18 protein-coding genes and 1 pseudogene are annotated in these 20690 nt (G+C 70.8%); 9 read left to right on the top strand and 10 right to left on the bottom strand.

What is annotated here, in order from left to right:
* The first annotated feature begins 28 nt into the window (after positions 1-28).
* On the top strand, positions 29-1300 hold the full coding sequence (locus tag ACNHYB_RS15190; RefSeq protein ID WP_418276188.1) for a CDP-glycerol glycerophosphotransferase family protein: 1272 nt from the start codon (positions 29-31) through the stop codon (positions 1298-1300).
* Here ACNHYB_RS15190 and ACNHYB_RS15195 read toward each other — a convergent pair.
* Complete coding sequence (locus tag ACNHYB_RS15195; RefSeq protein WP_418276189.1) at positions 1297-2625, bottom strand: CDP-glycerol glycerophosphotransferase family protein; 1329 nt, start codon at positions 2623-2625, stop codon at positions 1297-1299. The genes ACNHYB_RS15190 and ACNHYB_RS15195 overlap by 4 nt on opposite strands.
* 308 nt (positions 2626-2933) lie before the next feature.
* On the opposite strand from ACNHYB_RS15195, the gene ACNHYB_RS15200 reads away from it, so the two are divergent.
* Both ACNHYB_RS15200 and ACNHYB_RS15205 read left to right on the top strand, forming a co-directional pair.
* Entirely contained in the window at positions 2934-3836 is a 903-nt protein-coding gene (locus tag ACNHYB_RS15200; RefSeq protein ID WP_418276190.1) for an ABC transporter permease, read from the top strand.
* A complete protein-coding gene (locus ACNHYB_RS15205) occupies positions 3829-4782 on the top strand; it encodes an ABC transporter ATP-binding protein (protein WP_418276191.1) in 954 nt (317 codons plus the stop codon). Before ACNHYB_RS15200 ends, ACNHYB_RS15205 begins: the two co-directional genes overlap by 8 nt.
* Before the next feature lie 20 nt (positions 4783-4802).
* On the opposite strand, the gene cysC is transcribed toward ACNHYB_RS15205, so the two are convergent.
* Entirely contained in the window at positions 4803-6047 is a 1245-nt protein-coding gene (cysC, locus tag ACNHYB_RS15210) for an adenylyl-sulfate kinase (protein WP_418276193.1), read from the bottom strand.
* Between the two features lie 218 nt (positions 6048-6265).
* On the opposite strand from cysC, the gene ACNHYB_RS15215 reads away from it, so the two are divergent.
* From ACNHYB_RS15215 to cysN, 3 genes are read left to right on the top strand one after another with little or no spacing between them, the layout of a single operon-like run.
* Positions 6266-7150: an inositol monophosphatase family protein gene (locus ACNHYB_RS15215; RefSeq protein ID WP_418276194.1), complete on the top strand. Its 885-nt coding sequence runs from the start codon at positions 6266-6268 to the stop codon at positions 7148-7150.
* Entirely contained in the window at positions 7147-8049 is a 903-nt protein-coding gene (cysD, locus tag ACNHYB_RS15220; protein WP_418276195.1) for a sulfate adenylyltransferase subunit CysD, read from the top strand. The genes ACNHYB_RS15215 and cysD overlap by 4 nt, the downstream gene beginning before the upstream one ends.
* A gap of 3 nt (positions 8050-8052) precedes the next feature.
* The gene (cysN, locus tag ACNHYB_RS15225; protein ID WP_418276197.1) at positions 8053-9363 is read left to right on the top strand and encodes a sulfate adenylyltransferase subunit CysN; all 1311 of its coding nucleotides are present in this window, start codon (positions 8053-8055) and stop codon (positions 9361-9363) included.
* Between the two features lie 395 nt (positions 9364-9758).
* Here cysN and ACNHYB_RS15230 read toward each other — a convergent pair whose 3' ends face one another.
* The 6 genes and pseudogenes from ACNHYB_RS15230 to ACNHYB_RS15255 all read right to left on the bottom strand — a co-directional run bounded on the left by ACNHYB_RS15230 (position 9759) and on the right by ACNHYB_RS15255 (position 15570).
* Entirely contained in the window at positions 9759-10121 is a 363-nt protein-coding gene (locus ACNHYB_RS15230; protein WP_418276198.1) for an NAD-dependent epimerase/dehydratase family protein, read from the bottom strand.
* 26 nt (positions 10122-10147) lie between these two features.
* Positions 10148-10435 (bottom strand): annotated as a pseudogene (locus tag ACNHYB_RS15235) (IS1380 family transposase); the annotation flags it as partial.
* A gap of 271 nt (positions 10436-10706) precedes the next feature.
* Positions 10707-11633 carry a glycine betaine ABC transporter substrate-binding protein gene (locus ACNHYB_RS15240; protein ID WP_418276199.1) on the bottom strand — a complete coding sequence of 309 codons (927 nt, stop codon included), beginning with the start codon at positions 11631-11633 and terminating at the stop codon, positions 10707-10709.
* A gap of 95 nt (positions 11634-11728) precedes the next feature.
* On the bottom strand, positions 11729-12613 hold the full coding sequence (locus tag ACNHYB_RS15245; RefSeq protein ID WP_418276200.1) for an ABC transporter permease: 885 nt from the start codon (positions 12611-12613) through the stop codon (positions 11729-11731).
* Complete coding sequence (locus ACNHYB_RS15250; protein WP_418276201.1) at positions 12610-13788, bottom strand: quaternary amine ABC transporter ATP-binding protein; 1179 nt, start codon at positions 13786-13788, stop codon at positions 12610-12612. Before ACNHYB_RS15250 ends, ACNHYB_RS15245 begins: the two co-directional genes overlap by 4 nt.
* 387 nt (positions 13789-14175) lie before the next feature.
* A complete protein-coding gene (locus tag ACNHYB_RS15255; protein ID WP_418276203.1) occupies positions 14176-15570 on the bottom strand; it encodes an acyltransferase family protein in 1395 nt (464 codons plus the stop codon).
* 248 nt (positions 15571-15818) lie between these two features.
* On the opposite strand from ACNHYB_RS15255, the gene ACNHYB_RS15260 reads away from it, so the two are divergent.
* A complete protein-coding gene (locus ACNHYB_RS15260; protein WP_418276204.1) occupies positions 15819-16451 on the top strand; it encodes a hypothetical protein in 633 nt (210 codons plus the stop codon).
* A 193-nt stretch (positions 16452-16644) separates the two neighbouring features.
* Positions 16645-18174 (top strand): adenosylhomocysteinase, encoded by a 1530-nt coding sequence (gene ahcY, locus ACNHYB_RS15265; protein ID WP_418276205.1) that lies wholly within the window; start codon positions 16645-16647, stop codon positions 18172-18174.
* A gap of 124 nt (positions 18175-18298) precedes the next feature.
* On the opposite strand, the gene ACNHYB_RS15270 is transcribed toward ahcY, so the two are convergent.
* Together ACNHYB_RS15270 and ACNHYB_RS15275 are read right to left on the bottom strand one after the other, a co-directional pair.
* Entirely contained in the window at positions 18299-18712 is a 414-nt protein-coding gene (locus tag ACNHYB_RS15270; protein ID WP_418276206.1) for a hypothetical protein, read from the bottom strand.
* 90 nt (positions 18713-18802) lie between these two features.
* Entirely contained in the window at positions 18803-19618 is an 816-nt protein-coding gene (locus ACNHYB_RS15275) for an RDD family protein (protein ID WP_418276207.1), read from the bottom strand.
* Between the two features lie 71 nt (positions 19619-19689).
* On the opposite strand from ACNHYB_RS15275, the gene ACNHYB_RS15280 reads away from it, so the two are divergent.
* Positions 19690-20679 (top strand): stage II sporulation protein M, encoded by a 990-nt coding sequence (locus ACNHYB_RS15280; protein ID WP_418276208.1) that lies wholly within the window; start codon positions 19690-19692, stop codon positions 20677-20679.
* The last annotated feature ends 11 nt before the right edge of the window (positions 20680-20690 follow it).

Here is a 20690-nt window from a genome sequence, read left to right on the forward strand (position 1 = left end):
GGCACCACCACCGTCCGTCAGGAGAAGCATGACAACCACGCCTCGACGAGCCACGCTGCGTCGCCGGATCCGGTCGCTCGGGGGGAAGGTGGTCCGGCGGTTCAACCTGCTCCCGGCGGGGACTCCCGACGGGCTGGGTGAGGACGCCGCGCTGCTGGGTTCGTCGTGGCCGTACGAGGTGCTCGTGTACTTCGCGGACACACCTGAGGCCCTCTACCAGATCGAGCAGTGGTACGACACGTTCCGGGCTCTCGACGCGCAGCACCCCGTCGTCGTGGTCACCCGCGACTCGCGCACGGCTCGGGTGATCCGGCGCGACAGCGGCCTGGCGGTCCGGACGGTGGCGCACTACACGACCCTGGACGACGTGCTCTCCCGGTCGGCCACGAAGCTCGCGCTCTACGTCAACCACAATCCGGAGAACTTCACGTGCCTGCGGTTCGGCACGCTCGTGCACGCCTCGCTCATGCACGGGGACAGCGACAAGCTGGTCAGCGTCTCCAACCAGACCAAGGCGTACGACTTCTCCTTCGTCGCCGGCGAGGTCGCCGTGGAGAGGATGGCGCGCTTCTCCACGCTCTACGACGCGCCCGCCCGGTGCGTGCCCGTGGGACGTCCCCAGCTCGACGGCCAGCTCCTCCTGCGCGCCGGCACCGAGCGGGGACCGATCCCGACGGTGCTCTACGCCCCGACGTGGGAGGGCGGTCAGCCCTCTGCCGAGTACGGGTCGCTGGCGTCCCACGGTCCGCAGATCGTGCGGTCGCTCGTCGAGTCGGGCCGCTATCGGGTGCTCTACCGTCCGCACCCGCTCACCGGGGTCCGGGTGGGGTCGTACGGTGACGCGGACGCCGCGATCCGCGAGTACCTGGACAGGGCGCCGGCACCGACGACGGGAGCTCCCCACGGCACCGACACCCACCGGGACGTCGGCCCCGCCTTTGCCGCCGCCGATCTGCTGGTCTGCGACGTGTCGGGGGTGGCCATGGACTGGCTCGCCACCGGTGAGCCCCTCGTCATCACGCGCCCGACGGGTGACGCGGTGATCGCGTCGAGCCCGCTGCTGGACCTGGCGCCCTCGCTGCCCGCCTCCGCCGCGGCCGACGTCGCGGCGCTCGTGGACCGGGAGCTCGACGAGGACCCCGGACGCAGCGCCCGTCTGGCCTTGCGTGAGCGCTACCTCGGCGACACGGCGCCCGGGGCGTCGACCCGCCGGTTCATCGACGCGTGCGAACGGCTCATGGAGATCCGGGATCGCGAGGTGGCTCGGGTGTCGGAGGGGCGACTTCCGCCGCAGGCCTAGATCTCGTCGCCCGCCTCGGAGTCCCCGGCGTCCGTGGCGCCCGGTTGCGCGCCGACGACCGACCCGACCTCGGCGTCCCGGCGGTCGATGCACTCCTCGAGGAACATGCGGAAACGTACGCTGCTCTCCCCGCGCGCGAAGCCGAAGTAGTGGTCGCGCAGGGACGTCCGGACCTCGTGACGCGGGTCGTCCTCCAGGTTGCGCGACAGGATGCCGGCGACGTCGTGCACCGACTCGGCGTCGACGACGTCGGTGGCGCCCGCGATCGGGGCGTCCCGGAGCAGGCGAGCCCGGTCGGTCCGGCGGTCCGTGAGCACGATGGGGACGTCGGGCCGCAGGTAGAGGAAGTCGAGGCCGACCGAGGAGATGTCGGTGACCAGCAGGTCGACGGTGTCGAACAGCCCGAGGATGTCCTCCTCGAAGGGGAGCAGGTGCGGCTCGTCCCGGCCGTCGTTCGCCTCGGTGATCAGCCGGACGATCTCCTCGTGGGCTGCGGCGACGGCGGGCTCGGTAGAGGTGAGCACGCGGGGGTGCGGCTTGTAGACGACCCGGACGTCCGGGATGGCCAGCAGGCCCTGGGCGATGGCGACGCCGTAGTGGTCCAAAGAGGTGTAGTTGTTGGCGTCGTCCTCCCCGGACCAGGTCGGGGCGTAGAAGACGGTGCGCTTTCCGGGTACGGGCGAGATCGTGCTCTCGACATCGAGATCCAGCTGAGGGCGGCCGCACACCACCAGGGTGTCGAGGTCGAAGTTGATGAGCGTGCGCCGGTGACGCTCGATGGCGGCCTGGCCTGCCACGACCACGTGGTCGTAGGACTTTGCCTGGTTCGAGACCATCGAGACCTTGTCCGACTCGCCGTGGTTCAGGTGCACGTGCAGCGCGCGCCGGTAGATCAACGACTGGAAGTTGCGCATGCCGTTGTTGACGTAGACGACCACCTTGGCGTCCACCGCCGTGTATGTCGTCAGGAGGCCGTCGAGCGTCTTCGTGTAGGTCACCGGAAGGTGCGTCTGTTCCCGGAGTCGCTTTGTCGTGGCCCAGCTCCGGGTCACGATCAGGACGGGGCGCTCGGTCGCGACCTTCTCCAGCACGGGAAGCCATTGACGGAGCTGGTAGTACCGCACCGGGGTCTCGGCGAAGTAGGCGACCACCGGGTGGTGGCCGGTCTCGTCCAGGGGGGGATCGATGGCAGGACGAGGCTCTGTCGGGTCCTTGGTCACCGCGACGATCAGTCGCTTGATGCGAGCACCGGTGCGCAGGAGCGACTTGCCGACGTAGCGGCGAACCCGAGCGGTGCGGGAGGGGAGGGGGAGCGGGGTCGTCATCCGAGCCTTTCCTCAGGGTGTGGGGCAGGTCGTTCGTCGACGACCGGCACGGCGTGTTCGGCAGGGAGTATCGCACGCTCCGCTCGGGCGGGGTCGGGTGCACCAGAGTACGTCGCGGCGAGCCGTGGACCTGGTCCCGGACCTAGCCGGGTCACGAGTACTATCGATATGGCCGGACTCAGCCGGCCGTCGAGTCGGAAGACGGGTTTTCGCGACACGTGACCACCGAGAGCACCACCGCAGCTGACGTGGCGGGGACGGATCCCCGTGCACCCCAGGCGCCGCGGCCACCGGATCCCCTCGTCGTCGTGGGTACGTCGGCCGAACGCGTGGCGCTGGCCCAGCAGCACGGGCTGCAGCGCATGGGCGTGCGTCCGCCCTTGTGGACATACGTCAAGAGCGTGGTCGGGCGACGCCACTTCATCGGGGTGCTGGGCACCTCGGAGGCGTACGCGCGCAACCAGAACACGTACCTGGGCCAGCTCTGGGCGGTGTTCAACCCGATCCTCAACGCGGCGATCTACGTCCTCATCTTCGGCCTGATCCTCAACACGTCTCGCGGTGTCGACAACACGATCGCCTTCATCGTGATCGGGGTCTTCCTCTTCCGGTTCGTCGAGCAGTCGGTGCACGGAGGCGCCCAGTCGATCGCCAAGCGCACCAACCTGCTGCGGTCCCTGCACTTCCCCCGTGCGGTGCTGCCCCTGTCGAGCGTGATGTCCCACCTGGCGACCCTGCTCCCCGCCCTGCTGGTGATGTGCCTCATCGTGCTCGCCTCGGGGCTGCTGCCCGAGTACGATCCGGTGCCGATCACCTGGCAGTGGCTGCTGCTGCCCGTCGCGGTGGCGCTGCTCTGGGTCTTCAACATGGGCCTCGCGTTCATCATGGCCCGCATGGTCGTGGTCACCCCGGACCTCGACAACCTCATCGGGTTCTTCCTCCGGCTCCTGATGTACGGCTCCGGAGTGATCTTCCCGGTCACGCACTACGTCGAGAGCCTGCCGGATTCGGTCTCGGCCTGGCTGACCCCGATCATGGAGTACCAGCCGGTCGCGGTCTACCTGTACCTCGGTCGCTCCTGCCTGATGAACGAGGAAGCGTTCGTGCAGGACCCGTGGATGTGGGTGTTCGGCGTCATCTGGGCGCTGGTGTTCTTCGTGGCCGGGTTCATCATCTTCTGGCGCGGTGAGGAGAGGTACGGACGTGACTGACGACGTCGCCGAGGCGGACGCCCACCTGGACTTCGACCTGGAGTCGGAGGACGACGACGCCGGACAGCGGGCCTCGTCGATCCCGCTCGGGGACCCGTGCCTCGTCGTGGACGACCTGCACATCGTGTTCCGTGTCTTCGGGGGTCGGCACCGCCAGCGCGCCGAGACCGAGGACGTCGCGGTCCGCAAGGTGAGGCCGCAGCGGCGAGGCATGGTCAAGAAGCTCCTGAACGCGGGCCGCCAGCACGTGGGTGCGGTCAGCGAGGTGCACGCCGTGCGCGGAGTCTCGTTCGTGGCCCGTCACGGAGAGGCGATCGGCATCGTCGGGATCAACGGGTCGGGCAAGTCCACGTTGCTGCGTGCGGTCACGGGCCTGATCCCGCCCCGGTCCGGCTCGGTCTGGGTGGACGGCGAGCCGGCGCTGCTCGGCGTCAACGCCGCCCTGATGCCGCAGATGACCGGTGCCAAGAACATCGAGATCGGCGGCCTCGCGCTGGGCATGACACCGAAGGAGATCGACGAGAAGTTCGACGACGTGGTCGACTTCGCGGACATCGGCGACTTCGTCGACCTGCCGATGAAGACGTACTCGTCCGGCATGGCCGCCCGGCTGCGGTTCGCCATCAGCTCTGCCGCGACGCCGGACATCCTCATGGTCGACGAGGCGTTGGCCACCGGGGACGCGGCCTTCAAGGCGCGCTCGAAGGAGCGCATCGACGAGGTGCGCCGCGACGCCGGGACGATCTTCCTGGTGAGCCACTCGATCTCGACGATCGAGGCGATGTGCACCCGTGTGCTGTGGATGCACAAGGGCCAGCTCGTCATGGACGGCCCGGTCGACGAGGTGACCGCCGAGTACAAGAAGTTCGTGCGGGCGAACCGCGAGGCCCGCAACGCCGGCGGTGCCGGTGGCAAGCGTCGGGCGCGGGACCGGAAGAACGCCTGACCGAGCCGGGTCCGGCCGGTCTAGAGCAGGTTGCGCACCTGCGCGACGGCGTCCGCGACCGACGTGACCGAGGTGTCGATGGTCAGGTCGGCGTCCTCGGGGACCTCGTAGGGCGAGGAGATGCCGGTGAACTCGGCGATCTCCCCCCGGCGGGCCTTGGCGTAGAAGCCCTTGCGGTCGCGGGCCTCGCACACCTCCAGCGGGGTGGACACGTGCACGAGCACGAACCTGCCGGACGCCTCGACGAGCTCGCGCACCCGGGCGCGCCCGGACGCGAACGGGGCGATGGGCGCGGCCACGGCGACACCGCCGTGGTGCGCCACCAGGGAGGCCACGTACCCGATCCGTTCGACGTTGAGCTCGCGGGAGGCCTTGTCGAAGCCGAGCCCCTTGGACAGGTGCTGACGCACCTCGTCGCCGTCCAGCAGCGTCGTGTGCAGGCCTTCGTCGTCGAGCTCGGCGGCCAGCGCTCGGGCGACGGTCGACTTCCCCGACCCGGACAGCCCGGTGAAGAACACGACGGTGCCGGCCCGTCGGGCGGTGCGGGCCGCGCGCACGACCTCGGCGGCGACGTCGGGCGGGTACAGGTCGTGCACGGCGTCGGACCACAGGTCGTCCAGCGCGCGGACCCGGTCGGCGGTGGTTCGCGGGCGCACGTCGAGAAGCCGGCGGGTGCGATCGGCGCCGTAGGCGCGCGCCACCTCCGCGACGTCCGGCCCTCCCGTGGCGGGCCAGGGCACGGCGGCGAGCTCGACCAGCGCCGTCCCGGCGTCCCGCACGGCGTCCTGGACGGCGCGGGCGGCACGGGTCAGTGCCGGAGCCCCGAGCACGCCCGGGGCGGGGGAGCGGCGCGCGACCGGCACGAGGACGACGACGGCGGCCGCGCCGGCGACGACGTCCGTGACCGCGGCGAGCTCGTCGCGGGTCGGCGCCTCGTCGACGACGACGGCGAGGACGTCCGCCTGCGGCCCGACGGCGCGCCGCACCAGCGACGACACGGTCCGGGCGTCGCGGCGGACCTCGGGGTCCCAGTGGGGCCCGGCGGCGCGCGCGAAGGGGCGCAGCGCGGTGGCCACGCCGTCACGCAAGGCCGCCAACGGCGTGTTCTCGGCGTCGGTGAGGGTGAGTTCCACTCCCGCTCGGGTGAACTTCTCGGCGTCCGACGTGGCAGCTCCACGGAACGTGGGGGTTCCGCCGCCGAGGTGGAGCTCGAGCAGGTCGAGCTCGTCGTCGGACACCACGAGGGTCTGGTCGATCTGGGTCATGGGGGTCCTTCGCCGTCCGGGGGAGGTGGGAGCGAGTGTCTGTGCGGGGACGGACGCTGTCACATCGGCACCGCGCGCCGCCTCCGCAGTGCCTCCGCTCTCGCCCGCGATCCGCGTCCCGGTCGTCGGATGAGGAGCGTGACGAGCATGGTCGGAATGGTAACGTCAGCCGCGTTCGTGGACACCCGTGTGCCACCAGCCGAGACCCGAGGAGCTCGATGCCCACCCCGCTTCCGCCCGTGCCCGACGCCGCCCTGACCGACGGCGCGCTCGCGGCTGCGCTGGCGCAGGGTGCCGGGGCGGTCCTGCTCGGCCTGCGCGCCGACGTCGACGCAGCCGGTGGCTCGTTCGAGGCACGCGCGCTCAAGGACGCCGGCGACGCCGCGGCCCAGGCATGGCTCGCCGCCGCGCTCGCCGCGGTGCGTCCGGACGACGCCGTGCTGTCCGAGGAGGCCAAGGACGACGCCGCACGTACCGGGGCCGAGCGGGTCTGGATCATCGACCCGCTCGACGGCACCCGGGAGTTCGCCGAGCGTGCGCCCGACGGCGGCTGGCGCGACGACTTCGCGGTCCACGTCGCCCTGTGGGAGCGCGGCGTCGACGACGCCACCACCGGCCCTGGTGGCCTGGTGGCCGGGGCCGTGGCACTCCCCGCCCGTGACGTGGTGCACGCCACTCACCGGCCGGCGTCGTCCCGCACGCACGACGACGCCGCGGCTGCCGTGCTGGCCGGGACCCGGCCGCTGCGCATCGCGGCGAGCCGGTCGCGCCCGCCCGCCTTCGTCGCCGAGCTCGCCCAGCGCGACGACGTCGAGCTGGTGCCGATGGGTTCGGCGGGCGTCAAGGTGGTCTCGGTCGTCGACGGCACCGTCGACGCCTACGTCCACGGTGGTGGACAGTACGAGTGGGACTCCGCCGCCCCGGTGGCCGTCGCGCTCGCCGCCGGGCACGTCTGCACCCGCCTGGACGGAACCCCTCTCGAGTACAACCGCCAGGATCCCTGGCTCCCCGATCTGTTCGTGTCCCACCCGGCTCTCGCCCCGCACCTGCGTGCGGCACTGGCGAGCGTCGGCGTGCGGGCCGAGGAAGGTGTCATCTCGTGACGTCACGAGTCCTGAGTCAGCTCCGCAGCCTCGAGGCGGAGAGCATCCACATCATTCGCGAGGTCGTCGCGGAGATGGAGCGCCCCGTGCTGCTCTTCTCCGGCGGCAAGGACTCGATCGTCATGCTGCACCTCGCGGCCAAGGCGTTCGCTCCCGCGCGGATCCCGTTCCCGATCATGCACGTCGACACCGGCCTGAACTTCCAGACCGTCCTGGACTGCCGGGACCGCTGGGTGGACCGCCTCGGGATCCAGCTCGTGGTCGCCTCGGTGCAGGACGCGATCGACCGCGGCCTGGTCGCCGAGGAGCCCAACGGGTCGCGCAACCGCATCCAGACGCCGGTGCTGCTCGAGGCGATGGAGAAGAACGGCTTCGACGCCGCCTTCGGTGGAGGTCGCCGCGACGAGGAGAAGGCGCGCGCCAAGGAGCGGGTCTTCTCGTTCCGCGACGACTTCGGCCAGTGGGACCCGAAGAACCAGCGTCCCGAGATCTGGAGCATCTACAACGGTCGCGTCCACCAGGGCGAGTCGATCCGTGTCTTCCCTCTGTCGAACTGGACCGAGCTGGACATCTGGGCCTACATCGCCGCCGAGGACATCGACATCCCCGACCTGTACCTCGCCGCAGAGCGGGAGGTCGTCGACCGCGGCGGCATGCTCTTCGCCGTCAACGAGTTCACGCCGCTCAAGGAGGGCGAGACCTCCGAGAAGCGTTCGGTGCGCTACCGCACCGTCGGCGACGCCAACCTGACCGCCGCCGTGGCGTCCGACGCCGCGACCCTGCACGACATCGTGGAGGAGATCGCCGCCGTGCGCGTCACCGAACGCGGTGCGACGCGCGGCGACGACAAGGTGAGCGAGGCCGCCATGGAGGACCGCAAGCGAGAGGGCTACTTCTAAGCCATGAGCACCACGACCGAGACCATGGCCGAGGCACTGACCGACGGCTCGACGGACCTGCTGCGCTTCGCGACGGCCGGATCCGTCGACGACGGCAAGTCGACCCTCATCGGGCGTCTGCTGTTCGACTCGAAGACGATCTTCGAGGACCAGCTCGACTCCGTCGAGCAGGTCTCCAAGGACCGCGGCAACGACTACACCGACCTGGCGCTCCTCACCGACGGCCTGCGGGCCGAGCGCGAGCAGGGCATCACGATCGACGTCGCCTACCGCTACTTCGCGACGCCGAAGCGCAAGTTCATCATCGCCGACACCCCCGGCCACATCCAGTACACGCGGAACATGGTCACCGGGGCCTCGACCGCCGACGTCGCGCTGATCCTCGTGGACGCGCGCAAGGGCGTCATCGAGCAGTCGCGCCGCCACACGTTCCTGGCGACGCTGCTCGGCGTGCCGCACATCGTGGTGTGCGTGAACAAGATGGACCTCGTCGACTACTCCGAGGAGATCTTCGAGTCCATCCGGGCGGACTTCACGCAGTTCGCCTCCCGGCTGCGCGTGCCGGACATGACCTTCATCCCCATCTCCGCGCTGGAGGGCGACAACGTCGTCAACCGGTCGGAGAACACGCCGTGGTACGACGGCTCCCCGCTGCTCAGCCACCTCGAACGGCTGCACGTCGCCTCGGACCGCAACCTGATGGACGTCCGGTTCCCCGTGCAGTACGTGATCCGGCCGCAGTCCCACGACGCCCGCGACTACCGCGGTTACGCCGGCACCGTCGCGTCCGGGGTCATGAAGCCGGGTGACCGCGTGGTCGCGCTGCCCGCCGGCCTCGAGACGACGATCGAGTCGATCGACACCGCCGACGGTCCGGTCACCGAGGCCTACCCGCCGATGTCCGTCACCGTGCGCCTCGCCGACGAGATCGACATCTCCCGCGGCGACATGATCGCCCGGCCCAACAACACCCCGGCGGCGCTGCAGGACATCGACGCCCAGATCTGCTGGATGGACGAGTCCGCGCCGCTGGTCCAGGGCAAGAAGTACGCGATCAAGCACACCACGCGGTGGGCGCGGGCGATGGTCAAGGAGATCAGCTACCGCGTCGACGTCAACACGCTGCACCGTGACGAGACCGCCACCGAGATCAGGCTCAACGAGATCGGTCGCATCCGCCTGCGGGTGACCCAGCCGCTCTTCGTCGACCCGTACCTCCAGAACCGGCAGACCGGGGCGTTCATCCTCGTCGACGAGTCGACGAACAAGACCGTCGCTGCCGGTATGGTCGGCGGGTTGCCGCACCAGTCCTGACCGATTCGTCGGCCTGGCGGAGCCGCCGGGCGAGATCGAGCGATTCGGTCTCGCCCGGCGGTTTTCAGTTCTCGTCGTAGCTGGGAAGCATCCGGTCGATCCCTGTGTCGAGGTCGACGACGGCGTTCCAGCCCAGGCTCTCCGGGCGCTGGAGTCGAGCCCCAGGTACTGGCTCGTCGTGTACAAACGCTCCTCGGCGTCTTCTGCCCCGCGAGAAGACTCGTTCGGGCGGATTCTCGGGGCGTGAGCGGGTGAAGTGCTACGCGAGATCCCGGAAGTTGATCATTCCTCGCGCGTCGGCCACGTTGTTCGCGCGGTCGGTGCCGACGGAGTGGCGACGAACCTTCCTGCTACGGCCGTCGGCGACGTAGGTGTAGGACCGCATCGCACGGCCGTCACTGTTCAGCACGATGTTCTCGCCACACACGACGTTCGCGGCGAAGTCCGCTCGGACCCGTCCGTCGTCGAGCGCCGTCCCGGGGACCGTACACGTGCCCGAACTGCACGATTCGGGCGTCGAGGCCGTGCTGTGCCGCATACACGCTCGCAATGGTCTCTACCGCGCGCTTTCCTTCGGAGTAGCAGGCCCTCGAGTTGAGGATGTCGAATCGGCCGTACGCTCCTTCGGCGATCAGTCGCACGTCCTCGGGCTGGCTTCCATAGATCTTGGGGGATGAGCTCGAGCTGTCGGACGCCCTTCTCCACCGCCAGATCGAGCAGTTGAAGCTGCCGAGGATGTTCGCCCTGACGGAGCTCACCGGCTCAGACGCGTGGAGGACCGGACGCGCCAGACCGTCGGGTCGGAAGCGCCCCTCCCATAGACGCCCGGCTCGGTGCGCAGTAGCCCGACGTCAGCGAGGCGGTTCCCGCGCAGGGCCAGCGCGGTGGCGAGATCTGTGAGCACACTGGCCGCATCATGCGTCGCGAGCGGCTTTCGCCACGACCACAGCGTCGCGCTCAACTGGTCGAGGCCGGTGGCGCGGGCCGTCTCGGTCAGCAGCACCCCGCCCGCCTGCCCGACCGCGCCCGAGGCGGGGACGTCCGTCCTCAGCAGGGGGAAGAATCCGCTCAGATTTCACCTGAGAGGCGCTCCCCACCCTGGGTGGCACGGCTCTCGACAGGCCGTATCTTCCCAGGTCATAGCACCTTCCTCACAGCCGGTCACGCCTCGGACGCCCTTCACCGTTGAAAGGTCGGACTGGAGGTAGGTGTTCCTCGCAGGTCTCCGAGATCTGAGCAAGATGGCTGGCGGTCCACGATTCCCGCACAACCGATCGGGCGGCCCCTCGGCACGGGTTGCCGAGGAACCGCCCGTCGATGACGCGGTGCGTGGGGAGCGGGCGTCAGCCTTCCATGCCACCGGTGACCTGGTCGGCGAACTCCGGGTTCGCCTCGAGCCAGGCGTCCACGGCGGCCTCGGGGTCGTCCGTGTACTCCTCGTCGTTGAACATCATGTTCTCGAGCGAGAACAGCTGCTCGTCGCTGAGGGAGAAGTTCGCGAGCCACTCGGTGAGCTGCGGGTAGCGGTCGCCGAAGTCCGCGGTGCCCCACATGTGGATCTCCTCGGCCTCGCCGAGGGTGCCCTCGGGGTCTTCGAGGTCGCGGACGGGGAACTCGTCGTAGGCCCAGTGGGGGCGCCACAGGGTGACGGCGACGTTCTCGCCGGCGTCGGTGGCGCTCTTGAGCTCGGCGAGCATCGCCGGGGTGGAGGAGATGGAGTAGTCCATCGCTTCCAGGCCGTAGGTCGGGATGACCTGCTCCTGGGTGATCTCGGTCAGGCCGGCGCCCGCCTCGATGCCCACGAGCTTGTTGCCGTACTCGTCGGACATCTCGGCGAGGTCCGCGACGGTCTGGGCGGGGGAGTCCTCGTTGACCGCGATGGTCAGCTTGGCCTGGTCGTACCAGACGCCGAGGTCGGAGACCTGGTCGCCGTACTCCTCCTCGTAGGTGGCGTGCGTGTAGGGCAGCCAGACGTCGAAGGTGACGTCGAAGTCGCCGCCGGCGAGGCCGGTGTAGATGACGCCGACGTCGGCGGTCTGGGACTCGACGTCGTAGCCGTTGTCCTCGAGGATCGCGGTCCACAGGTGGGAGACGGCGATGCCCTCGTCCCAGCCGGACGGGATGCCGATCGAGATCTCCTGCTCGTCCTCGCCGCTGCCGGCGGCGGTCTCGTCGGCCTCGTCGGTGGAACAGGCGGCGAGCGTGGCGCCGAGGGCGACGGCTGAGCTGACGGCGATGGTGCGGCGCAGGGTGTGTCGACGGATGTTCATCAGTGTGCCTTCCTTGTGGGTCGGACGGGTTGCCGAGGCCGCGGCCGGTGTCGGTCGCGTTCGGCGGGTGGTCTGGTTCGGGTGGTGGTCCGGTGTCAGCGGGCGGCGGCCAGTGCGCGGGCGACGGGGGCCCGCTCGGCCAGCGCGGAGCTCACGCGGTCGAGGTAGATGGCCAGGAGCACGACGGACAGGCCGGCCTCGGCCCCGAGCGCGACGTCGATGCGCTGGAAGCTGGCCACGACCTCGGCGCCCAGCCCGGGTGCGCCGACGAGTCCGGCGACGACGACCATGGACAGCGAGAGCAGGATGACCTGGTTGATCCCGGCCATGATGGTGGGCAGCGCGAGCGGGAGCTGGATCTGGCGCAGCACGCGGCTGTCGGTCGCTCCGAACGCACGGCTCGCCTCGACGACCTCGGCGTCGACCTGGCGGATCCCCAGCTCGGTGAGTCGGACGCCGGGTGCGATGGCGAACGCGACGGTCGCCACGAGGCCGGGCACGGGCCCGGTGAGGAAGATGACGACGGTGGGGATGAGGTAGACGAAGGCGGGCATCGTCTGCATGAAGTCGAGGATCGGGCGCAGGACGCGCGAGACGCGGTCGTCGCGGGCGGCCCAGATCCCGAGGGGGATGCCGAGTACGAGCGCGACCAGGGTGGCGAGCAGCACCAGGGCGAGGGTGTCCATCGCGTTCGCCCACTGGTCCACGCCGGCGATGACGACGAACCCGACGAGGGTGCCGAGGCCGAGCTTCCAGCCCTTGACCCAGAGGGCGAGGGCGGCGAGGACGAGCGCGACGACGGCGAACGGCGGGGTGGCGAGCGCCCAGTCGAGACCGTCGTAGAGCGTCTCGAACACGGCCTTGACGCCGTCGAAGAGCGGGTCGAAGGTCGCGGTGACCCAGTCGACCGCCGTGTCGACCCACTCGCCGAGCGGGATGCGGGGGACGAACGTGCCGGTGTCGGTGGCGGCGCGGATCATGCGAGGCCTCCTTCGGTCGTGGCCTCGGCCCGGTCGCGGGTGGCTGCGCCGTCGTCGTCGGAGTCGTCCGGCACGTCGCCCGATGCGGTGTCCGATGCCGTGTCCGACGTCGTGTCCGACGTCGGACCGTCGGGGTGGACCATCGCGGCCACGACGCCGTCGGCGTCCAGGACGCCGATGGTGGCGCCGTCGTCGCCGACGACGCGCACGGGGCCGTCGACGTCGACGAGGGGTGCGAGGACCTCGGAGAGCGGGGCGTCCTGCGGGACGGTCGACGTGGCGTCGATCCCGGCGGGCTGGGCGCCGTCCGCGAGGGACGTCATGGCGGACGCCGCGGTGATGACGCGGGACCTGTCGACGTCGGCGATGAACGTGGACACGTACTCGTTGGCCGGGTCGTCGAGGATCCGGTGCGGAGTGCCGATCTGGTCGATGCGGCCGTCACGCATGATGGCGATCCGGTCGCCGAGGTGCATGGCCTCGTTGAGGTCGTGGGTGATGAAGACGACGGTCTTGCCGAGCTGGTCCTGCATCTCGGTGCGGATCAGCGGGTCGAGGGCGCTGAACGCCTCGTCCATGAGGAGGACGTCGGTGTCGGCGGCCAGGGCCCGTGCGAGGCCGACGCGCTGCTGCATCCCGCCGGAGAGCTGCCCGGGCACCGAGTCCTGCCACCCCGACAGGCCGACGAGGTCGAGGGCGGCGCGCGCCTTCTCGCGGCGTTCCGCCTTGCCGAGGCCCTGGATCTCCAGCGGGTAGGCGGCGTTGTCGAGGACCGTGCGGTGGGGGAGCAGGGCGAAGTGCTGGAAGACCATGGAGACGTGCTCGCGCCGTACCGCCCGGAGCTGTGCGGCGCCGACCTCGGAGAGGTTGGCGTCGCCGATCCGCACCTCGCCGGCGGTGGGGGACCACAGGCCGTTGAGCATGCGGATGAGCGTCGACTTGCCGGATCCGGACAGGCCCATGACGACGAAGATCTCGCCGGGAGCGACATCGAAGGTCGCGTCGATCACGGCGGCCGTGCCGAGCTTCTTCAGGTCGTCGCGGTGCTCGCCGGCGCGGAGCCGGCGCAGGACCTCCGCGGGCTTCGGCCCGAAGACCTTGTGGAGTCCGCGGACGGACACTGCGGGGAGGTCTGGTGCGTGCTGGTCGGGCTGGGGGGCTGTCTCGGCTGCCATGTGGGCAGGACTCGCCGCCTTCCGTGTCGATGGCCAGGTGGTCGCCGTGCGGTGCCCCGCGACGCCGGTCGGGCGCCGGTCGCTGCGGCAGCAGCGGGGGGCACGTCGGGCAAGCTCCGTCACCCTGCATCGATTCGACGACGGAAAGCCAACGGGTGTCGAGGCGCCCGACACGGGCGCTGCGACGCTGTGCGCTGCGGCTTTACCCGGTCGATGGACCATCCATACCGAAGGATTTTGTTACCAAGACGTGACACTCGACGTGGTCCAGATCACAACATCGTCAGGGCCTGGTGTGGCCTCGGTCACACGCCGCGCGCCGCGCGCCACGCGCCACACGGTGCACGGCACCCGAGCGCGCAGGTGCGCGACCTCGGGCCGGCATCGCTACCGCAGGGCGTGGTGCTGGTGCATCCACGGCTGCGCCGCGGCGGGCACCTGGACGAGCATCACGGGCACGGCGTGATCCGGACCGGACTCGTCCAGCGGGCGCGCGACGGGCGTCGGGCACACCGGCGTGCGAGCCGCGAGGGCGGTGGTCACCGCGCGTCGCAGCCGGGTCGAGAACGGCCGCTCGACGGCGTGGTGGATCACGGCGGCCAGCACCAGCGACGCCACGGTCGCGGCGGTGAGGACGGACCAGGTGCCTGCTCCGCGGACGGTGAGGACCTCGGTGACCGCCCAGCCGAACTGGGTGTGCACGAGGTACAGGGGATAGGTGAGCGCGCCGGCGGTCACGGCCAGGGTCGCGAGCGGGCGGCTGCTGATCCTCGCGCGCGGGTGACCGGCGAGCCAGACCGCGGCGACCGAACCGAAGAAGATGCCGACCGAGACCCAGCCGTACACCTCGACGCCCTGCAGCGAGGTGGCGCCGTCGGCCGACTCGCGCACACGCGCGGTGGCCAGGACGAGCAGTGCCGCGAGCGCCCCGAGCGTGAGGATCGAGCCGCGACGGCCGTCCGGGGCCGCCATGCCGTGGCGGCGGTCCGTGGCGTCCTTCCAGAGCAGGAACAGCATCATGCCGATCCCGAAGTAGACGGAGTGACGGATGACGAGGTGCTCGGCGAGCATCGGGTAGCCGAGCGCGCGGACGGTGATGCCGACGGCCGGCCACGCCAGGGCGAGGGCGATCGCGCGGCCGCGGGTGATCGGTCCGAAGGCCAGCAGGACGCCGACGAGCACGTAGAACTTCAGCTCGACGAGCAGCGTCCAGTAGACGACCTGGGAGAGTTCGGCGCCGAAGAGGTCCGGGGCCATCGTGAGGTTCGCGACGGTGTCGGCGAGGCTGAGGTCCCGCCCGCCGGCCCAGAAGGTCTGCAGGACGGCGGTGAGCAGCACGCACGCCCACAGCGCGGGATAGAGGCGACCGATGCGGGAGCCGGTGAACTGGGCGACCGTGCGCCCCTGGGTGCTGATGAGGATGGCGAAGCCGCTGATGACGAAGAACGCCTCGACCGCGAGCCAGCCGTACCGGGTGACGTGGTTGAGCGGGCCGAACAGCTCGGAGACGTCGGTTCCCCAGTACTGCGACGCGGTCGGGGTGGCGGTGAAGTGGTAGATCACCACGGCGGCGGCGGCGCCGAACCGCAGCAGGTCCAGCAGGTGCATGCGAGGTACAGCGGCGCGGGGTGCGCTGGTGCACGGCGCGGTGGTGGCGGGCGCGGTCGTGCGGGATGCGGTGACCGGGGGCGCAGCGGTGCCTGCGGCTCCGCCGTGCGCTGCTTCGTGCGCTGCTTCGTGCGCTGCGGGGGTGCTCGTCGCCGTCATCGGTGTCGTCTCCATCCCGATCCACCTTAGATCACAGATCGATAACGGTCGCGACGGGTGCGAACCTGGCATCCCGCGCAAACCTCACCGGGGGAGGACGGCCCGCGGGTGAAGTTGCGCCAGGGCGTCAAGAATCACCTCCTGAGATCCAGCAATCCGCCCCGGCACAGGCCGGGTGCGTCCTAGCATCGGCCTGGCCCGTCGCTCGGACCGGCCCTCGATCTCCTCTCACGGCCGCTGGGCGGCATGAACCGGAGCACTCCATGCGCAAGTTCCTCGCGGCGATCGCCATCGGCGCCCTCCTGTCCGGCGGCACCGTCGCCGTCACCGCCACGACGGCGTCCGCCGCTCCGGCCTCCGCCGCTCCGGCCTCCGCTGTGGTGGCCGCCAAGGCGGCCGTGCCGAAGGTGACGATCACGAAGATCGCGACCAGGAAGGCTCCCTATGGCAAGAAGGCGACCGTCAAGCCCCACGTGACGACGTCCGGCCCGGTGTCCGTCTCGTCGAAGACCGTGACGGTGAAGAAGTCGGGCAAGACCGTGGCCAAGAACCGGAAGTCGGTCAAGCTGCGGCCTGGCACCTATCGCGTGACCTCCAAGGTCAAGTACAAGACCTCCACGACCACCACGAAGTCGTGGAGCAAGACCAAGACGAAGACTCGCACCCAGACCCTCGTGGTCACAGAGGGCAGGAAGCCTTCGCGGACCACTCCGACGAGCGCGGGCAACTGCCCGAGCTGGGCGCCGATCAAGGGCAACCAGACGACGTCGCACACGTCCGACTGGATCTATCACGTACCCGGCGGGCGCTACTACAAGGTGACCAAGCCCGAGGAGTGCTTCAGCACCCAGGCGGCCGCCCGCAAGGCGGGCTACCGCGCCTCGAAGAACGGCTGACCACCAGAGGGCATGACCGTGGGGCACACAGGGCCGGCACCCGCTCGGGGTGCCGGCCCTGCGCGTCGCCGGAGCGGCCGGACGGCGGCCGGTCGGGCTAGGGTGGGAGGCGGCCGCGCCGGCGCGCGGCACCGACGCGCACACGGGAGCCCCCAGCGCACACCCGACACGACGACGTCCCAGGAGGGCACCCATGACCGACATCGCCGCGGCACCTGCCGCCACCGGAGCATTCGACGAGGACTTCGGCCGATACAAGGTCCGTTCGCTCGCTCTCGCCGAGGCCGGCCGCCACCAGATCCGCCTCGCGGAGCACGAGATGCCCGGCCTGATGGCGCTGCGCGAGGAGTACGGCGCGGCCCAGCCGCTCGCCGGCGCCCGCATCGCCGGCTCGCTGCACATGACGGTCCAGACGGCGGTGCTCATCGAGACCCTCACGGCGCTGGGCGCCGAGGTGCGCTGGGCGAGCTGCAACATCTTCTCCACGCAGGACGAGGCCGCGGCCGCCGTCGTCGTCGGCCGTGACGGCACCCCCGACGCACCGCAGGGTGTCCCCGTCTTCGCCTGGAAGGGCGAGTCGCTGGAGGAGTACTGGGACTGCACCGAGCAGATCCTCGTGTGGCCCGGCGGCGAAGGGCCGAACCTCATCCTCGACGACGGCGGCGACGCGACGATGCTCGTCCACCTCGGCCTGCAGTACGAGCGCGCCGGCGTCGTCCCGCCCGACACCCTGCCGGGCGAGCCCGACCACACGCACGAGATGAACGTGGTGCGCGGCGTCCTGCGGCGCGGCCTCGACGCCGACCCGCTGCGCTGGACGGGCATCGCCCAGCAGATCGGCGGCGTCACCGAGGAGACCACCACCGGCGTGCACCGGCTCTACCACCTGGCCGAGGCCGGCGAGCTGCTCTTCGCGGCGATCAACGTCAACGACTCGGTCACCAAGTCGAAGTTCGACAACAAGTACGGCATCCGCCACTCCCTGCCGGACGGCATCAACCGCGCCACCGACATCCTCATCGGCGGCAAGGTCGCGTTCGTCGCCGGCTACGGCGACGTCGGCAAGGGCGCCGCGGAGGCGTTCCGCGGCCAGGGCGCGCGCGTCGTCGTGTCCGAGGTCGACCCGATCTGCGCCCTGCAGGCCGCGATGGACGGGTTCCAGGTCGCACGGATCGAGGACGTCGTCGGGGAGGCCGACTTCTTCATCACCACCACGGGCAACAAGGACGTCATCACCGTCGAGCACATGCTCGCGATGAAGGACAAGGCCGTCGTCGGCAACATCGGCCACTTCGACAACGAGATCGACATGGCCGGGCTGGAGGGCCTCGACGGCGTCGTCAAGACGGAGATCAAGGCGCAGGTCCACGAGTGGACGCTGCCTGCCACCGACTCCCGCGACGAGCGCTCCATCATCGTGCTGAGCGAGGGACGCCTGCTGAACCTCGGCAACGCGACCGGCCACCCGTCGTTCGTCATGTCGAACTCGTTCGCCAACCAGGTCATCGGCCAGCTCGAGCTCTTCGCCGACATGGCTCGCCCCGCGCAGTCCCGCCAGTACGAGCGTCAGGTGTACCGCCTGCCGAAGGTGCTCGACGAGAAGGTCGCCCGGCTCCACCTCGACGCCCTGGGCGTGCGGCTCACCGAGCTGAGCCCGTCGCAGGCGAGCTACCTCGGCGTGCCCGTCGAGGGTCCGTACAAGCCGGAGCACTACCGGTACTGACGCCTCGGCGCCCGGACGACGACCAGGGCCTGCGCGGGCAGCACGCCGCGCAGGCCCTGGCCCGTCCCCGGGGCGTTGCGCCGCAGGGCAGGATGGCGGCTGCGCCGCTGGGCAGGATGGCGGCTCAGCCGCAGTGCTGGGCGGTGTAGCCGGCCAGCTCGGCACGTGCCCCGGCGGTCTCCTCGCTCGTCATGGCGGCGGTCGCGGCGGCGATCGCCTCCTGGTCGACGTGCTCGAGGTCGGCGAGCGCGTCGCCCGCCGCGTCGGTGTAGTTCCGCAGCGCCGTGGCGTACACCGTGAACGAGTCGGCGACGTCCGCGGGCGCCTCGACCTCGTCCAGCGCGGCCGCGACCGCCTCGAGGCGAGGGGTGACGTCGTCCGGGTCGTCGGTGCCCGCGGCGGACAGCTCCTGGTTCAGCGACTCCAGCGAGGCGAACTGGTCGCAGAAGCCGGTGGGCGCCTCCGTCGAGCAGGCGGTCAGGGTGAGGGTGATGGCTGCCACGGCGACGACGGCGCGGCGAGCGGGTGCGGCTCTCATGGCCGGGAGGCTAGCGATCCTGGTGGGCGGCGAACACCCCGCCGACGCCGTCCGAACCGTTTCAGCACCGACCGCCTCGGAGCGCGCCGGTCAGTCCCGCGGGTCGGCGACGCCGAACGGCAGCCGGTGCAGCAGGGCTGCCTGGGCCACGGCCCGCTCCTGCTCGACGTGGCCCCGGGCCAGCTCGCGATCGCGGCGCTCGTGCAGCACGGCGTGCAGGAACACCTCGGCCGGGACCCCGGGCGGCGGTCCCGGTGCGACGTAGGCCTCGACACGTCCGGCCAGGGAGTCGGTGAGCTGGGCCCGTGAGGCCGGCGCCAGCCGCGGCGCCCGGTCCAGGACCTGGCGGACCTGCAGGGCGAGCCCGTCGGGAAGTCGCCGCATGTCCGCGTCCCGCGCCCAGGCAGCCAGCCCGGGAGCCATGACGAGCGGCTGCTCCCAGCCGCGCGCACCCCGCACCCGCACGGCGTAGGTGCCGGCCAGCACGTCGCCCAGACGTTTGCCCTTGGCGTTGCTGAGCGAGGCGATGATCGCCACCGCGCCGAAGGTGAACCAGATCTCGAACACGCCGACCAGTGCACGGATCAGCGCGTGCCGGAACCGCACCGGGCCACCGTCGTCGCGCACCACGCGCAGGCCCATGACGAGCTTGCCCAGCGAGCGCCCCCGCGACAGCGTCTCCACCGTCACCGGCACGCCGACGAGGAGCACCACCATCAGGACGACCGTCGTGGTCCGCTGCCACCGCAGGTCGGCGGACGCAGCCCCCTGCGTGGCGAGCAGGACGGCCACGCCGAGCGTCAGGGTGGCCAGGACGTCGACGAGCGAACCCACGCCGCGCGTCGCGAACGACGCCGGGCGGGCGTCGAGCACGACACCTTCGCCGATGAGGATTCCGTCGTGCACCGTTCCTCCGTCTCGTCGTCGCTGCACGGGTGCGCCACCACGGCGCTGCCACATGTGGCAGGGTATCGGCCGTGGACCTCGATGCCTTCACCGCCGTGCACCGACCGGAGTGGGACCGCCTCCAGTCGCTCGTCAAGCGGCGTCGGCTCGACGGCGCGGAGTCGGACGAGCTGGTCCGTCTCTACCAGGCGGTGGCCACCCACCTGTCGACCGTGCGGTCCGCAGCCCCGGACCCCGTGACCGTCACCCGGCTCTCCGAGCTGCTGACCCGCGCGCGCACCCGGATCGCCGGCGCCCACGAACCGGCGTGGAGCGACGTCGTGCGCTATGTCGTGGTCACCGTGCCCGCCGCGCTGTTCCGGATCCGGTTCTGGATCGCGGGCGTGACCGCCGCGTTCCTCGCACTGTCCGTCGTGGCCGGGGTGTGGGTCGCCGTCGAGCCCGAGGCGCTGGCCGCCATGGGCACGCCCAGCCAGCAGGAGGAGTACGTCTCCGAGGCGTTCGCGTCCTACTACGACCCGCAGCTGTCCTTCGCCGCGATGGTGTGGACCAACAACGCGTGGATCGCGCTGCAGACCATCGCCTTCGGCATCAGCGGGGTCTGGCCCGTGTACGTCCTGGTGTCCAACGCGATCGGCATCGGGGCGACCGGCGGCATGATGGCCGCGCACGGCGAGCTCGGCCTGTTCCTGCAGCTCATCGCACCGCACGGGCTGCTCGAGCTCACCAGCATCTTCGTCGCCGGGGCGGCCGGGCTGCGCATCTTCTGGACCTGGGTCGACCCCGGCCCCCGCCCCCGCTCCGTGGCGCTCGCGTCCGAGGGCCGGGCGCTGTTCACCGTGGGCGTGGGGCTCGTCGGTGCGCTGGCGCTGTCCGGGCTGGTCGAAGGATTCGTCACCGGCTCGAACCTGCCGTGGTGGCTGAAGATCGTCATCGGCGCGCTCGCCCTGGCGGCCTTCCTGACGTACTTCCTCGTGCTCGGCCGGCGTGCCGTCCGGGCGGGCGAGACGGGCGACCTCGACGCCGACCGTGCCGGGGCCGTCCTGCCCACCGTGGGCTGAACCGCCTGCGA

Source organism: Isoptericola jiangsuensis (genome assembly GCF_048320105.1).
Classification (GTDB): Bacteria; Actinomycetota; Actinomycetes; order Actinomycetales; family Cellulomonadaceae; genus Isoptericola; species Isoptericola jiangsuensis_A.

What these genes read in the sequence shown, in the direction of transcription:
- ACNHYB_RS15195 (WP_418276189.1), bottom strand. Translation starts at nt 2,625, where the DNA reads ATGACGACCCCGCTCCCCCTCCCCTCCCGCACCGCTCGGGTTCGCCGC.
- ACNHYB_RS15260 (WP_418276204.1), top strand. Translation starts at nt 15,819, where the DNA reads ATGCGCAAGTTCCTCGCGGCGATCGCCATCGGCGCCCTCCTGTCCGGC.
- ACNHYB_RS15240 (WP_418276199.1), bottom strand. Translation starts at nt 11,633, where the DNA reads ATGAACATCCGTCGACACACCCTGCGCCGCACCATCGCCGTCAGCTCA.
- ACNHYB_RS15190 (WP_418276188.1), top strand. Translation starts at nt 29, where the DNA reads ATGACAACCACGCCTCGACGAGCCACGCTGCGTCGCCGGATCCGGTCG.
- cysC (WP_418276193.1), bottom strand. Translation starts at nt 6,047, where the DNA reads ATGACCCAGATCGACCAGACCCTCGTGGTGTCCGACGACGAGCTCGAC.
- ACNHYB_RS15215 (WP_418276194.1), top strand. Translation starts at nt 6,266, where the DNA reads ATGCCCACCCCGCTTCCGCCCGTGCCCGACGCCGCCCTGACCGACGGC.
- ahcY (WP_418276205.1), top strand. Translation starts at nt 16,645, where the DNA reads ATGACCGACATCGCCGCGGCACCTGCCGCCACCGGAGCATTCGACGAG.
- ACNHYB_RS15255 (WP_418276203.1), bottom strand. Translation starts at nt 15,570, where the DNA reads ATGGAGACGACACCGATGACGGCGACGAGCACCCCCGCAGCGCACGAA.
- cysN (WP_418276197.1), top strand. Translation starts at nt 8,053, where the DNA reads ATGAGCACCACGACCGAGACCATGGCCGAGGCACTGACCGACGGCTCG.
- ACNHYB_RS15245 (WP_418276200.1), bottom strand. Translation starts at nt 12,613, where the DNA reads ATGATCCGCGCCGCCACCGACACCGGCACGTTCGTCCCCCGCATCCCG.
- ACNHYB_RS15270 (WP_418276206.1), bottom strand. Translation starts at nt 18,712, where the DNA reads ATGAGAGCCGCACCCGCTCGCCGCGCCGTCGTCGCCGTGGCAGCCATC.
- ACNHYB_RS15250 (WP_418276201.1), bottom strand. Translation starts at nt 13,788, where the DNA reads ATGGCAGCCGAGACAGCCCCCCAGCCCGACCAGCACGCACCAGACCTC.